This is a genomic window from Falsochrobactrum ovis, assembly GCF_003259955.1.
GTDB lineage: Bacteria > Pseudomonadota > Alphaproteobacteria > Rhizobiales > Rhizobiaceae > Brucella > Brucella ovis_A.
In genome coordinates this window covers 339087-354048 of record NZ_QLMK01000001.1, presented here as the reverse complement: position 1 = coordinate 354048, position 14962 = coordinate 339087, and the positions used below count along the sequence as shown (strand labels likewise).

Sequence of the window (14962 nt, the reverse complement as noted above, 5' to 3'; positions counted from 1 at the left end):
TGATTATTTAAATCCGGTTGGCAATCGAGTTTCGATCAATCACCATGGACCAGTTTTAAACTTTTGTCGAAGACCCTTAAAACGCGGTCTAATTCATGGCCGCGCTTCATAATCAGCCCCGTCGCAGCGATCACAGAATAAGCACCTTGTTTCTGTGCAAGCTTGGGATTTTTCTCGATACGAAAAAGCGGAACTTCATTTGCTTTGCGAAAAATCGAAAATACAGCGCGATCATTTAAGTGATCAATCGCATAATCGCGCCAAGCTCCGGTAGCTACCATCCGGCCATAAATATTGAGGATTTTTCCCAATTCTTTTCGGTCAAAGCTCACTATTTTCGCTGCTTGCTGATCGCGAAAAGATGTGGGGGAATTGAATGGTACAACGCTGGCGGGATCAGACAGCCCAATTGGCTGAACTTTATTGGCTGCACGTGATGTAACCATATTTCCCTTCCTATCCTTAAAGCCGCGCAGGCCCTTACTTCCGTGCGAGGATTAATCCTAAACGGTAAGGTTAGGCTTTTGATCTTTGAATTCAAGCAAATCACGTGGGAGAGCGATTTTGCAAGAAAATAAAACCCCTATTTTTTGGATTTCTCTTTCACAAAAAAACAAAGACTGTCGGCATTGGTGATTAAGAGACACATTTTTGCCTTATATAGTTCGCATTCCGGCCTGATTAGAGCTTCAGCATTCAAGTGTTGCCTGAGACGGTTCGGTTCGAGTATGTCGACCCCAAGCCCCCCGCCCAATGGACTGCTTGGACCGAACCAACTTCAGCCCTTAATAGGATTTACTCCCTAAACAGGGCCGCCCCAAGAATGGGGCCCAGAGAATTTTTCTCATGGAATTCTTGCAGAATCACCGCAAAACCGGTGACATCTTTCCTATCGAGTTCAGATGCAGGCAGTTCAAAGGTAACCGCTTTTCCCTCCCATAGGCCGATCGTGTCTATATCGGCAACCGTATTGCGATAAGTTACCGATTTTCCAGCATTTTCGCCCTTAGTAATCGGAATGCTGACGGAGTCTCGAATATAGAAAATCAAGACATGAACTGGAAAGGGCGGTTTCTCACCGGTAGCAATTTCAATGGAAAGACGACCATCTTCTGAGCGCTGGATTGCGATTGGAACTTGGAGCTTTGTTCCTTCAAGCTGCTCGGTGATTGCTGTCGCGTCTCCTCCATTCATCTGCACGCGACCATTGATGATCATCTGGGGCGTGTAGACCATTTTCGTAAAAGCATCGCGATAGGCTTGTTGTCGGTCCGTGTTCTCTTGGGTCGCGAGCGTATCGCGCCAGCCAAGATAATCCCAATAATTCACATTAAACGAGAGAGCTAGAATATTTGGATCATCAGCAGCTTCGGCCAAAATTTCGTCCGCTGCGGGGCATGATTTGCAGCCTTGCGATGTGTAAAGTTCGACGACTGCGTCTCGATTGCTGTTTTGTTGAGCTTGACCGTTCGAGGATAACGAAAAACAGCCGATAAATGCCAGTCCCGCAACGCCCAAAAAGCGGCCCGCATAGACCCCAGTTTTTATCCGAGGCTGCGCTTCGATGCCGGCATTTATGTATAGAACCTTCACGGCCGCTTATCCTATCAAAAACAGTTACGCCATCTACTATGTAGGATGAGTGCAAACAATAGGAATTCACATTGCGGTGAGTTCAGGCCGAGCATCTAAGAAACAGCGAAAAGCCGCCGGAATTCTCCGGCGGCTCGGTATGACAGGCTTACTCACTTCTGCGTGAGTAGCTGCTCTATTAGGCTGCGAGGTCGCGCAGAACAGTCTGCAGGATGCCGCCATTTTTCATATATTCGAGCTCATCCAGCGTATCGATACGGCAGATCAGCGGAACTTTTTTCACAGTACCATCGCCATAAGTGATGGATGCTTCCACCTTCTGGCGCGGACGCACATTTGCAAGGCCTTCAATCGTGACGATTTCGTCACCTTTTAGACCCAGCGTCTGCCAGCTTGTGCCATCCTCAAAGACGAATGGAACAATGCCCATGCCAACCAGATTGGAGCGGTGAATACGCTCGAATGACTGTGCAATCACGGCTTTGACACCGAGCAGATTGGTGCCTTTTGCCGCCCAGTCACGCGACGATCCGTTACCATATTCGACACCCGCGAATACGACGAGCGGAACACCTTCGGCCTTATATTGCATCGCTGCATCATAGATCGAGGTTTCTTCACCGGAAGGATAATGAATGGTGTAGCCACCTTCGCGACCGTTTTCGCCCAGCATATGGTTGCGAATCCGGATATTGGCGAAGGTACCGCGCATCATCACTTCATGGTTACCGCGACGGGTGCCGTACTGGTTAAAGTCAGCAATCCCAACGCCATGGTCGAGAAGATATTTGCCTGCTGGCGACTGTGCCTTGATAGAGCCTGCTGGCGAAATGTGGTCGGTGGTGATTTTGTCACCAAAGAGGCCAAGAATACGTGCGCCCTTGACGTCTTGGATGGTGCCAGGCGTCTTGCTCATTCCGACAAAGTAAGGCGGGTTCTGGACATAGGTCGATTTATCATCCCATGCATAAGTCTGCCCGGCGGGGACCTGTACGGCCTGCCAGTTTTCATCTCCCTTGAACACATCCGCATATTTTTCAGAGAAGATTTTGCGGGTAACGTTCTTGGCGATGAATTCGTTGATTTCTTGGGACGATGGCCAAATATCACGCAGATAGACCGGATTACCGTCCTGATCTTCGCCCAGAGGTTCCTTGGTCAAATCTTTCGTGACGGTTCCTGCAAGAGCGTAGGCAACAACCAGCGGTGGCGAAGCCAGATAGTTTGCCTGTACGTCTGGCGAAACACGACCTTCAAAATTTCGGTTACCCGAAAGAACCGCAGCAGCAATAATTCCATTGTCATTGATGACTTTGGAAATAGGACCCGCCAGCGGACCGGAGTTACCAATACAGGTGGTGCAGCCGAAACCAACGAGGTTAAAGCCCAGCGCATCAAGTTCTTTCTGAAGGCCGGCATCTTCCAGATAGGCAGCAACAACCTGCGAGCCAGGAGCCAGCGAGGTTTTAACCCAAGGCTTGGTTTTTAGTCCTTTAGCGACTGCATTACGAGCCAGAAGACCCGCTCCAATCAGAACACTTGGGTTGGATGTGTTGGTGCAAGAGGTGATTGCTGCAATGGCAACATCACCATGGCCGAGGTCGTAATCTTCGCCTTCGACCGCATAGCGGACATCCTGAGGACCGGTTTTCTTATATTCGACTTCCAGAGAAGTGGCGAAACCTGAGGCAATGTTTTCCAGCGGAATACGGCCTTCCGGACGCTTTGGACCAGCCATAGACGGAACAACATCGCCCATATCAAGCTCAAGAATGTCGGTGAATACAGGATCTTCCGACCCCGCTTCGCGCCACATTCCCTGCGCACGGCAATAGGCCTCAACCAGCGCGATGCGATCTTCATCACGGCCAGTGATATTCATGTAGTTGATGGTTTCGCGGTCAATCGGGAAGAAACCACAGGTCGCACCATATTCAGGTGCCATATTGCCGATAGTCGCACGATCCGCCAATGTCATATTATCGAGACCAGCGCCGAAGAACTCGACGAACTTGCCGACAACACCCTTCTTGCGAAGCATCTGGGTAACAGTGAGAACAAGGTCAGTCGCGGTGACGCCTTCTTTCAGCTTGCCGGTCAGACGGAACCCGATAACTTCCGGCAACAGCATGGAAACGGGCTGGCCGAGCATGGCCGCTTCCGCTTCAATACCGCCCACGCCCCAGCCCAATACACCAAGGCCGTTGACCATAGTGGTGTGACTGTCGGTACCAACACAAGTGTCAGGATAAGCAATGGTTTCGCCATTTTCTTCCTTGGTCCAGACGCTTTGCGCCAGATATTCAAGATTGACCTGATGGCAAATACCGGTGCCCGGAGGAACAACGCGGAAATTCTGGAATGCCTGCTGGCCCCATTTCAAAAAGCGATAACGCTCGCCATTGCGTTCATATTCGCGCTCGACGTTATTTTTGAACGCCATCGGATTGCCGAAGTCGTCAACAATGACGGAGTGGTCGATAACCAGATCAACAGGCACAAGCGGGTTGATCTTTTCTGGATCTCCACCAAGTGCCTTGAGACCATCACGCATTGCAGCCAAATCGACAACCGCGGGAACGCCGGTAAAGTCCTGCATGAGAACGCGAGCCGGACGATATGCGATCTCGGCCCCGGCCTTACCGCGGTCTACTAACCATTTGGCTACATTTTCGATATCAGACTTCTTAACAGAGCGGTCATCCTCGAAGCGAAGCAGATTCTCAAGAAGCACCTTCATCGAGAAAGGAAGCTTGGAGATGCCATCAAGACCGTTCTTTTCAGCTTCGGTCAGACTGTAATAGACATATTCCTTGCCCCCTACGTTGAGGGTTCTGCGGCATTTGAAACTGTCGATGTGAGACACGGGTTCGTCCTTCTTCTACTGGCCAGAAAACCAGGACGAACGCCTTTGCTGCGTTTCAAGGACGCGCAAAAGGTGCGGGTGCAGTCATTTCCGCTGTCCGTCCCGAACCCAGCCCAAAGGTGGCTAAGTGCTTGAGATCGGCCAAAAATGGTTTCCACGCCGACCGCTGACATGGTAGCTCTCATATAGAGAAGTTTCTAAAACGATTCCAGACTGAATTTCAGGAATCTTTTGTTTTGCGGCAAAAAGTTCGCGCAAGCTCTAGGGATGGCTGCATCGTCAGCCCGCACAAGGTTTGAATCGATTCAAGGAGATAAAATGCGGCTTATAGCCGATAATTTGGTAGGCGAGCGCGGAGGCGAGATTATCTTTTCGGCGCTTTCGTTTGAAATAAAAAAAAGCGAAGCCTTAATCATTACCGGGCCAAATGGGTCGGGAAAATCTACCCTGCTGCGAATCATTGCGGGTCTGCTCACGCCTGCGGAAGGAGAAATAAAGCTGACTGAAGGTGGCGACACTCTTCCGGTTAGCGCCGCTTGCCATTATCTGGGGCATCACAATGCCATGAAGCCGGGGCTTACTGTGCGAGAAAATCTGCTGTTCTGGCAGCAATTTCATGGGGCTGACGCTCTGCCAATAGATGAAGCACTTGAAGCTATAGACCTGCCCGGGGTGGAGCATCTGCCCTTTGGTTATCTCTCCACCGGTCAAAAGCGCCGTATTTCCATTGCAAAACTTCTCGTCAGCCATCGCCCGATTTGGATCGTCGATGAGCCAACAGCCGGGTTAGATAAAGCATCAGAAATGAGATTTGCCCGTTTGATGCACCAACATATGCAGCAAGGCGGAATGATTTTAGCTGCAACACATATTCCACTCGGTCTTGATGCAGCCCATTCCAGCAATGGCGAGCTGTTACCCGTCATCCGAACATTGGATATGGGCGATTATTTTCCGGAGACCTTTTAATGCTGGCGCTTTTGCTTCGTGATATGCGCCTAAGCGTCCGCGCTGGCGGCGGGGCGCTGATCGGCATATTGTTTTTTCTCGCGGTAATTTCGGTTATGCCTTTTGGCATTGGGCCGGATCTTAATCTTTTGTCGCGGATTGGACCTGCAATGCTGTGGATCGGTGCATTGCTTGCTATCCTGCTCGGGCTGGATCGGCTTTTTCAGGCTGATCGGGAAGACGGCTCTCTTGACCTGCTTCTGATTGGGGCTGATCGGCATATGCTCCCGCTCATTGTCTTTACGAAATGCGTTGCCCATTGGCTGGCAAGCGTATTGCCGCTTGTCATCGCTTCACCCATGCTTGGCCTTTTCATGAATATGGATGCAACAGCGATCGGGGCAACCATGCTCACTCTTTTGGTTGGCACGCCCGCTATCGCTTTTATTGGTGCGGTGGGAGCTGCGCTCGCGGTAGCATTACCGCGCGGTGGTTTGCTGGTTTCAGTTATTGTTTTGCCGCTAACAATTCCGGTGCTTATTTTTGGCGTTTCCGCTTCCTATGGCGCAACGGATATTGTCGCTCCTTTCTTTGCTCCATTTCTTATATTGACCTCACTGACTTTGTTTTTCGGCGTGCTTGGCCCTTTGGCGGCAAGCGTAGCGCTTAAAAACTCGACCGATTGACGCAGTTGATTTGCCTCAATTGAACCGCGGAGGGCGGCAAGGTAAGTATAAAGCATGACGAAATCGAATGTGAAAACCAGTAGCTGGCTTGACCTTGCCAACCCGACACGTTTCCTCGCCCTTGCAGCAAAAATCCTGCCATGGCTATGGGGCGCGACGGTAATTTCGCTCGCCATAGGCCTCTTTATGGTATTTCGCTCGCCGGAAGACTACCAGCAAGGTATCACGGTGCGCATTATGTATATTCATGTGCCCTTCGCGTGGTTGTCCATGATGTGCTATTCAATCATGGCGGTTTCCGCATTGGGCACATTGGTTTGGCGGCACCCGCTTGCTGATGTTTCCATCCGCGCTGCAGCACCACTGGGCGCTGTTTTCACCATAATCGCATTGGCGACCGGCTCACTTTGGGGCAAGCCCATGTGGGGAACTTGGTGGGTGTGGGATGCCCGGCTAACGTCGGTTTTTGTTCTGTTTTTGATGTATCTTGGCATTATAGCACTCTCGCGCGCCATGGATGATCCGGCCAGAAGTGCCAAACCTGTTGCTGTGCTGACGCTGGTGGGCTTCATCAATATTCCGATCATCAAATTTTCTGTTGATTGGTGGAATACGTTGCATCAGCCTGCTTCCGTATTTCGGATGGACGGGCCCACTATTGATCCATCAATGCTGTGGCCGTTGCTGGTGATGGCCTTGGGCTTCTCCTTGCTCTTTCTGGCACTGCATATTATGGCCATGCGCAATGAAATCTGGCGGCGGCGGGTATCTGCGATGAAGAAACTGGCGGCTCGAAATGCCGATCGCGGTCGTCCTGCGCCTTCCAAAACGGGAGAGCCTGCATGACCCATTTTGGTTTTGTGCTCACTTCCTATTGCATAGCTGCCTTTGCGCTGACGGCAATTATCGGCTGGATTCTGATTGATCAACGTATCCTGAAAAACGAACTTAAACGGCTGGAAGCTCAGGGGGTTCGTCGACGTTCAGCCAAAGCCGCGGAGCATGTAAAGTGACTAAAGACACCTCACTACCACCCGCAGCAAAGAAGCGAACACCGTGGCTCGCCCTGCTGCCATTGGTCATTTTTGTAGCGCTTGCTGCCGTTTTCACGGTGCAACTTGTATCGGGCAAGGATAATTCCACTATTCCTTCCGTATTGATTGGCAAAGAGGCACCTGTGACCAAACTGCCGCCCATTGACGGGCTGGCTCATAATAATTCCCCCCTTCCCGGTCTTGATAGTTTAGATTTTATCACGGGACCCGAAGGCAAGCTGACCTTAGTAAATGTCTGGGCATCGTGGTGTGCGCCTTGCCGCCAGGAACATCCGATTTTAATGGAACTTGCAAAAGATAAACGTCTGCGCGTGGTGGGCTTAAACTATAAAGACCAACCAGAGAATGCTCGCCGTTTTCTGGGAGAACTGGGCAATCCATATGAAGCAGTCGGTGCAGATAATACGGGGCGCTCAACCATTGATTGGGGAGTCTATGGCGTACCAGAAACCTTCTTAGTCAATCAGGAAGGCAAAATTGTTTACAAGCATGTCGGCCCGATTACTCCGACAGCGGTTCGCAACGAAATGATGCCTGTGATCGAAAAAAATAGCCAAAACTAAAGCAAACGAATTCATAATAAAAAGGGCTCCGAAGAGCCCTTTTCATATTATTAATCAGGCAGTTTTCGCACTGCACCAAAGGCAGCGCTGGTAGTCATCGCTGCATAGGCTTTAAGCGCAGTAGTAACTTTACGCTTGCGTTCTTCGGCTGGCTTCCAGCCTGCCGCATCCTGCTCAACACGGCGGGCGGCCAAGGTGGCATCATCGACATCAAGATGGATCTTACGGTTGGGAATGTCGATATTGATGACATCGCCTTCACGAACCAGACCTATCGTTCCGCCCTCAGCAGCTTCTGGTGAAACATGGCCAATGGAAAGACCTGAAGACCCGCCAGAGAAACGACCATCAGTGATGAGCGCGCAGACTTTTCCTAAGCCTTTCGATTTCAAATAGCTGGTCGGATACAGCATCTCCTGCATACCGGGACCGCCGCGTGGACCCTCATAGCGGATCAGCACAATATCACCCGGCTTGATCTTGCCGTTCAAAATGCCGAGCACAGCCGAATCCTGGCTTTCAAAAATACGTGCAGTTCCCGAGAAAGTGAGAATCTCTTCGTCAACACCAGCGGTTTTCACAATGCAGCCATCTTCGGCGAGATTGCCATAAAGAACGGCTAGCCCACCATCCTGACTGAATGCATGTTCTTTGGAGCGGATGACGCCGTTTTCGCGATCGGCATCGACGCTATCAAAGCGGCGTTCCTGACTGAATGCTACCTGTGTCGGCACACCTCCGGGAGCGGCGCAGAAGAATTTGTGCACCATTTCGCTGTTGGAACGCGAGATGTCCCATTGCTCAAGCGCCTTGCCCAATGTTTCGGAATGAATCGTCGGACGTGAAGTGTCGAGCAGGCCAGCACGGTCGAGCTGTCCGAGAATGCCCATAATACCGCCGGCACGGTGCACGTCTTCCATATGAACATTGGCGACAGCAGGCGCGACCTTACAAAGCACTGGAACACGCCGCGAAAGCTTGTCGATATCAGCCATGGTGAAATCAACTTCTGCTTCTTGCGCGGCGGCAAGCAAGTGAAGCACAGTATTGGTCGAACCACCCATAGCGATATCAAGCGTCATCGCGTTTTGGAAGGTTTCAAACGTAACGATTGAACGCGGCAAGACATTAACATCGTCCTGCTCATAATAACGACGAGCAAGATCAACGATGAGGTGACCAGCTTCCACGAAAAGACGCTTGCGATCAACATGGGTTGCAAGGGTAGAGCCATTGCCTGGCAGCGCAAGGCCTATTGCTTCGGTGAGACAGTTCATCGAGTTTGCCGTGAACATTCCCGAGCATGAACCGCAGGTCGGGCAGGCCGAACGCTCAATAGCCTTGACCTGCTCGTCGGTATAATGATCATCGGCAGCCGCAACCATAGCATCGACGAGATCAAGCTTTTTAACCTCGTCATCCCAGACGACTTTACCCGCTTCCATCGGGCCGCCCGAAACGAACACAACCGGAATATTCAGGCGCATCGCAGCCATAAGCATGCCGGGAGTGATCTTATCGCAGTTAGAGATACAAACCATCGCATCGGCACAATGCGCATTGACCATATATTCGACGGAATCAGCGATCAGCTCACGTGAAGGCAGCGAATACAGCATGCCATCATGGCCCATAGCGATACCATCATCGACGGCAATGGTGTTAAATTCTTTGGCCACACCGCCAGCTTTTTCAATCTCGCGTGCTACGAGCTGGCCAAGATCCTTCAAATGGACGTGGCCTGGCACAAATTGCGTGAAAGAGTTGACCACCGCAATAATGGGCTTGCCGAAATCCTCATCCTTCATACCAGTGGCGCGCCATAGGCCGCGCGCGCCCGCCATATTGCGACCGTGGGTGGTAGTTCGCGAACGATAAGGAGGCATTTTCGGTCCTTCTCTAGGCAATTGCCATTTATCTGAGCAATCGCTCGTTTGATATTCTGACGCTCTGCGTAACAAAACGCCTTTCAGAAAAGTTTCACCTGCTGGTATGCCAGAACCATTGCACCATACCAAGCGCAATTACCCCGGCACTTTCTTCTATCCGGCTTGTCTCTACAAACCAGCTCAAGAGGGTGATCCAGCGCAGAGGATGCAACCAGCGGGGAGGTTCTGGCGTGCGAAATCAATCGCTACTTCCAGCAAGTGCAATATAGCATTATAAGAATAATATTGCAAAAGATTTCAGAGCGCAAACGCAATGATGTTGCCACATCACAAGGATGTATTCGATCCTAATGCGGAAGCGAGAGAACGTGTCAGTACATTAAGGGGAATAGGCTTTTGGAAAACCGGCATCTCCGGATATTGTGCGGCTATGGCGGCGGGTAAGCCACCGCCGGTATGTACCACTACAAAGACATCGCGGCTTTTGAGCTGGTGCAATATGGGCTCGAAGTCGCCATCGGCGAGATTAACATCGAGAATGGCTGCATCGATATCATATCGGTCGAGCAGCTCTATCGCTTGTCGCACGGTGCCGACGGGGCCGATCACGGTTCCATTAGCATCTTCAACGGTTGCGGCTAAGTCGAGAGCGACAAAAATTTCATCCTCAACAACCAAAATCCGCTTATGTTCCAGATCGTCCATCGCTGTTCCCGGCCTACTCTAGATGCTCTTACGCAACAATTTTATGGCTTTTAAAAAATTAAATGCGCACAGCATCGGGAGGTTCCTCACAGAAGCAATATAGCTGGGTTATGGTAAATCAATCATTTACGTGACGTCAGAATGCCGTAAAGGTCAAGGTTGTCAATGAGCGCACGATATTGGGAATATCCAGCACGTTTTCGTTGATAAACTTACCGATATCTTGGCCTTCCGTGACATAGATTTTCATCAGCAGATCATATTCACCACTCGTAGAATAGAGTTCTGAGACGATTTCCCGCCGAAAAAGAGCGTCAGCCACTTCATAAGTTTTGCCGGGCGCGCATTGGAGCTGCAAGAAAACAGGCTTCATAATCTTTCCTTTCGCGATAATCGCAAGCCATGGCTATCCCGTCTTATGGGTTAACAGCTTCAAGCATGGGGTAGTAGATGAAATCAAGTGATTCGATAAAGGAAGGTGACGCGTCCGAAAAAGAGCGCCATATTTTTCGAAGTGGCGAGCCTTCCTAAAATATGAAATTTTTCGCATCGTAATTTCGTGTCCACGCTTACTTAAATGCTGGTGTTTGCGGCTAAATCCGGGGTTACCGTGGTGAAAAACACAAAAATTAATCACGCAGACGAAAAAATTCATATTTTTATGCAACCAATTTTCACGTGCTGAGTTTATAGAAAGCTGATCGAAAGATTGGCGGAGGTCCGGAACCAATTGCCCCCCGCAACCCATTCCGGACCTCATTTATTGCGATTATCTTTTTCCTTATCGTCTTGTATATTTTGCTTATCTCAAGCTGTTAATTTCAACAATCAATTGCCAATCGGATCTCATTATGACCCTCAACATTATATTTGCGGTCTTTATTCTAGGCATTTCCCTTTGTTGGCTTCGATGGTCTGCCACGGGCGGATTGCTAATCGCTTTTTCCGTGATCAGTTATGGCTCTATCGCGTCGGGGCTAGTCCCTGATTATCTTATGAGCCGCCTTCAATCCCCTTTTGCGTCGCAACTGCAATCTCCACTTGAGGACAATACGGTTTTTGTCGTTTTGGGTCTGGGTACTCAGGCCATTACTGAAGAGAACCATCAGGTGGTGGAACCCTTAGCTTTCTCGTTTGGGCCGATTTTTGCCGCTGCTAAATATTTGCGACAATGCGAATTGAAAAACTTGCAGTGTAGGCTCATTGCAAGTGGTGGAAACAATGATGATACCGGCATATCTGAAGCCGATTCGATAGCGGATCAGCTGAAAAAAGCAGGAATCGACGACGCTTCAATCATCACGGAAAGCCGAAGTCATAATAGCTGGCAAAATGCCAAATTTACCTCCCAGATCTTGCGAGAGCTAAAGCCAGCAAAGGTGGTACTTCTGCAATCGGCACCTTTTTTGCGACGCAACCTTGTCTATTTTAATCATTTCGGGTTGAAGCCAACGCCAATTGCGGCCGCCTATCTCACAACTTCTCACACGAATATCTCATCTGCAGGGCTAAATTTTCTTGTATTCGATGTGGCTCTGCATGAGCAGATCGGTTTATGGCGCTATCAGATTTATAACTTTCTGGGATGGAACGAACCGGCACAGCCGCCGCTTATCACTGCGGATATTTTATTTCACTTTAATAAGGGAGCTGCGCATGGTTGAGGAAAATATTCTCGCTACCTGACAAAGACGCGGAGAAATTTCGAATCTGATCGTAAATTATGGTAGTCCGGCTGTCTTCAGGAGAGCTGCGCCTCTGCTAAGGTTAGCGAATGAGCACACGCGGAGAGACAGTCATGAAGTTATCGAAACGCATATTGCTAGTTGCAGCACTATTAACTGTACCAACCATCTGGGCGGGGATTGGAACGGGCCATGCGGGTCAAGTTCTTCTCAACGTGTCTTATGATCCAACGCGAGAGTTGTATAAGGATTATAATGCCGCTTTTGCAAAATATTGGAAGGCGGAAGCGGGCGAAGATATCACCATTCGCATGTCGCATGGCGGATCAGGCAAGCAGGCACGTTCCGTTATAGATGGGGTAAAGGCTGATGTCGTTACCCTCGCGCTTCAAAGCGATATTGATGCCATTGCTGAGCTATCAGGCAAAATTAACAAAGACTGGCGTCAGCGCCTTCCCAATAATTCCTCTCCTTACACATCGACCATTGTGTTTCTGGTACGCAAAGGCAATCCGAAAGGAATTAAGGATTGGGGTGATCTTATAAAAGACGGCGTGGAGATCATCACGCCTAATCCCAAGACTTCTGGCGGTGCGCGCTGGAACTATCTTGCCGCATGGGCATGGGCACATAAAGAATTTGGCGGCGATGAGCAGAAGATCAGAGCCTATATCGCTGAACTGTTCCGCCATGTGCCGGTTTTGGATACGGGAGCGCGAGGATCTACAACCAGTTTTGTGCAGCGCCAGCTTGGGGATGTATTACTCGCATGGGAAAATGAGGCTTATCTTTCGATAGCCGAATTTGGGGATGATGCGCTTGATATTGTTGTACCGGCGCAATCAATCCTGGCAGAACCGCCGGTAGCTCTAGTGGACAAAAATGCCGAGCAAAATGGCACCACTAAATTGGCCCAAGCTTATCTGGAATATCTCTATTCACCAGAAGGGCAGACGATTGCAGCAAAACATTTTTATCGCCCATCAAATCCTGATATTATCCCTGTTGATCAAAGGCGTGACTTTCCCAAGCTGGAACTTGTAACGATTGATGATCCAATATTTGGCGGATGGAGCAAGGCGCAACCTTTCCATTTCGGTGATGGTGGTACCTTTGACCAGATCTACAAGCCTCATCGCTGATCCATGCTGCTCAGAGCATCTATTGTTTAAGTCTATTGTTTGATGCGGCGGGTCTCGGGCCCGAATAATAAGGATCAATTATTAATGGCTTCGCTCCGCACAAAAGCGAGAGAAGGTTGGCGGTTTCAAAAACCCAGTGTCATTCCGGGATTCGGATTGACCTTCGGTTTCAGCATTACCTATCTGACTTTGCTGATCCTCATTCCACTCGCAACACTGATATTGCGCTCACTTGATGTGGGGCCTGCTGGGTTCTGGCGGCTGATTACAGATGAACGCACTTTAAGAGCATTAGAAACCAGCTTTGGGACTGCTTTTATAGCCGCACTGATAAATGTCATATTCGGAACCATCCTGGCTTGGGTATTGGTTCGCTATCGCTTCATTGGCCGCCGCTTTGTGGATGCAATAGTCGATATTCCCTTTGCGCTTCCAACGGCCGTCGCTGGCATCGCACTTGCATCAATTTATGCGCCCAATGGCTGGATTGGGAGCCTGCTTTTACCATTCGACATCCATATTGCTTTCTCGCGGGCGGGGATTGTCGTTGCATTGGTTTTTATCGGGCTGCCATTCGTTGTGCGCACGGTTCAGCCCATTATTGAGGAAATAAGTCAGGAAGTAGAAGAAGCAGCGGCAACGCTGGGCGCGACCCGGTTTCAAACGATTGCACGTGTTCTACTTCCTGCACTGCAACCGGCTATTTTGACAGGTTTCGCACTCGCTTTTGCACGCGGCATTGGTGAATATGGCTCGGTTATCTTCATTGCAGGAAACACGCCATATGTCTCTGAAATCGCTCCGCTGCTGATCGTCATAAAATTGGAAGAATATGATTATGCAGGTGCGATTGCGCTCGCAACCATCATGCTGATCATGTCGTTTGGGATGCTGTTCCTCATCAATCTTTTTCAAAGCTGGAGCCGACGGAGATATGGCTATGGCGAATAATGCAGCCCATACCGATCACCGATCGACGACTGAGAGCTTTGGCACCCAACTTTTGCTGATAATGATCGCACTTAGTTTTTTGGGGCTATTTCTCATATTGCCAGTTATCGCAGTTTTTGTAGAAGCATTCCGCAAGGGGGCCGCAGAATATATTACGTCACTCACAGAGCCCGATGCGTTGGCAGCGATCCGCCTCACCTTGCTGGTGGCAGCAATAGCCGTTCCGGTAAACACGCTATTTGGCATAGCGGCAGCCTGGGCAATCGCCAAGTTTGAATTTAAAGGCAAAGCCTTTCTCATCACACTCATTGACCTGCCATTTTCGATCTCGCCGGTGATTTCAGGTCTGGTTTTCGTCTTGCTTTTTGCAAGTCACAGTGTGCTTGGCCCGTGGCTATCGCGGCACGGAATAGAAATATTATTCGCTGTTCCTGGGATCGTTCTTGCGACGATGTTTGTTACTTTCCCCTTTGTAGCAAGGGAACTAATACCGCTGATGCAAGAACAGGGAACCGGCGATGAAGAGGCAGCAATTTCGCTTGGGGCAACTGGATGGCAGACATTTCGCTATGTGACCTTACCGAACATAAAATGGGGGCTTTTATACGGTGTGTTGCTCTGTAATGCGCGGGCAATGGGAGAGTTTGGCGCGGTCTCGGTGGTGTCCGGTCATATTCGCGGGGTTACCAATACTATGCCTTTGCAGGTCGAAATTCTTTATAATGAATATAATTTTGTTGCTGCGTTTGCCGTCGCATCCCTACTCGCATTGCTGGCGCTGTTATCGCTGGCAATCAAAATCTATCTGGAGCGACGTTTCAGAGAGGAAGTGAGCAGCGAGAGCGCGCTTTGATGCTCTAGGAAACGATAATCAATCTC

General features: G+C 49.9%; 15 protein-coding genes. 9 read left to right on the top strand and 6 right to left on the bottom strand.

Annotated features, from left to right (window positions below; all coding sequences use genetic code 11):
• Window positions 1-35: 35 nt before the first annotated feature.
• From C7374_RS01680 to acnA, 3 genes are all read right to left on the bottom strand, one after another.
• The gene (locus C7374_RS01680; RefSeq protein ID WP_245412550.1) at window positions 36-446 is read right to left on the bottom strand and encodes a DUF2794 domain-containing protein; all 411 of its coding nucleotides are present in this window, start codon (window positions 444-446) and stop codon (window positions 36-38) included.
• 349 nt (window positions 447-795) lie between these two features.
• The gene (locus C7374_RS01675) at window positions 796-1518 is read right to left on the bottom strand and encodes a DUF1223 domain-containing protein (RefSeq protein WP_111574244.1); all 723 of its coding nucleotides are present in this window, start codon (window positions 1516-1518) and stop codon (window positions 796-798) included.
• A gap of 253 nt (window positions 1519-1771) precedes the next feature.
• Entirely contained in the window at window positions 1772-4459 is a 2688-nt protein-coding gene (gene acnA, locus C7374_RS01670) for an aconitate hydratase AcnA (RefSeq protein WP_111573866.1), read from the bottom strand.
• Window positions 4460-4777: 318 nt separating this feature from the next.
• Here acnA and ccmA point away from each other — a divergent pair, with 318 nt between their 5' ends.
• From ccmA to C7374_RS01645, 5 genes are read left to right on the top strand one after another with little or no spacing between them, the layout of a single operon-like run.
• Window positions 4778-5428: a heme ABC exporter ATP-binding protein CcmA gene (ccmA, locus tag C7374_RS01665; protein WP_111574243.1), complete on the top strand. Its 651-nt coding sequence runs from the start codon at window positions 4778-4780 to the stop codon at window positions 5426-5428.
• Window positions 5428-6093 (top strand): heme exporter protein CcmB, encoded by a 666-nt coding sequence (gene ccmB, locus C7374_RS01660; protein WP_111573865.1) that lies wholly within the window; start codon window positions 5428-5430, stop codon window positions 6091-6093. Before ccmA ends, ccmB begins: the two co-directional genes overlap by 1 nt.
• A 54-nt stretch (window positions 6094-6147) precedes the next feature.
• A complete protein-coding gene (locus tag C7374_RS01655) occupies window positions 6148-6939 on the top strand; it encodes a heme ABC transporter permease (protein ID WP_111573864.1) in 792 nt (263 codons plus the stop codon).
• Complete coding sequence (gene ccmD, locus C7374_RS01650) at window positions 6936-7106, top strand: heme exporter protein CcmD (protein WP_111573863.1); 171 nt, start codon at window positions 6936-6938, stop codon at window positions 7104-7106. The genes C7374_RS01655 and ccmD overlap by 4 nt, the downstream gene beginning before the upstream one ends.
• Window positions 7103-7711, top strand: coding sequence for a DsbE family thiol:disulfide interchange protein (locus tag C7374_RS01645; RefSeq protein WP_111573862.1), 609 nt, complete (start codon window positions 7103-7105; stop codon window positions 7709-7711). The genes ccmD and C7374_RS01645 overlap by 4 nt, the downstream gene beginning before the upstream one ends.
• A gap of 50 nt (window positions 7712-7761) precedes the next feature.
• Here C7374_RS01645 and ilvD read toward each other — a convergent pair whose 3' ends face one another.
• From ilvD to C7374_RS01630, 3 genes are all read right to left on the bottom strand, one after another.
• The gene (gene ilvD, locus C7374_RS01640) at window positions 7762-9597 is read right to left on the bottom strand and encodes a dihydroxy-acid dehydratase (protein WP_111573861.1); all 1836 of its coding nucleotides are present in this window, start codon (window positions 9595-9597) and stop codon (window positions 7762-7764) included.
• A 330-nt stretch (window positions 9598-9927) separates the two neighbouring features.
• Window positions 9928-10305 (bottom strand): response regulator, encoded by a 378-nt coding sequence (locus C7374_RS01635; protein WP_111573860.1) that lies wholly within the window; start codon window positions 10303-10305, stop codon window positions 9928-9930.
• A 136-nt stretch (window positions 10306-10441) separates the two neighbouring features.
• Window positions 10442-10678, bottom strand: a complete 237-nt coding sequence (locus C7374_RS01630; RefSeq protein WP_111573859.1) for an Lrp/AsnC ligand binding domain-containing protein — start codon at window positions 10676-10678, stop codon at window positions 10442-10444.
• Window positions 10679-11156: 478 nt separating this feature from the next.
• Here C7374_RS01630 and C7374_RS01625 point away from each other — a divergent pair, with 478 nt between their 5' ends.
• The 4 genes from C7374_RS01625 to cysW all read left to right on the top strand — a co-directional run bounded on the left by C7374_RS01625 (window position 11157) and on the right by cysW (window position 14936).
• Window positions 11157-11969, top strand: a complete 813-nt coding sequence (locus C7374_RS01625; RefSeq protein ID WP_111573858.1) for a YdcF family protein — start codon at window positions 11157-11159, stop codon at window positions 11967-11969.
• A 134-nt stretch (window positions 11970-12103) separates the two neighbouring features.
• Complete coding sequence (locus C7374_RS01620; RefSeq protein WP_111573857.1) at window positions 12104-13132, top strand: sulfate ABC transporter substrate-binding protein; 1029 nt, start codon at window positions 12104-12106, stop codon at window positions 13130-13132.
• An 84-nt stretch (window positions 13133-13216) separates the two neighbouring features.
• Entirely contained in the window at window positions 13217-14083 is an 867-nt protein-coding gene (gene cysT / locus C7374_RS01615; RefSeq protein WP_111573856.1) for a sulfate ABC transporter permease subunit CysT, read from the top strand.
• Complete coding sequence (gene cysW / locus C7374_RS01610; protein WP_111573855.1) at window positions 14073-14936, top strand: sulfate ABC transporter permease subunit CysW; 864 nt, start codon at window positions 14073-14075, stop codon at window positions 14934-14936. The genes cysT and cysW overlap by 11 nt, the downstream gene beginning before the upstream one ends.
• The last annotated feature ends 26 nt before the right edge of the window (window positions 14937-14962 follow it).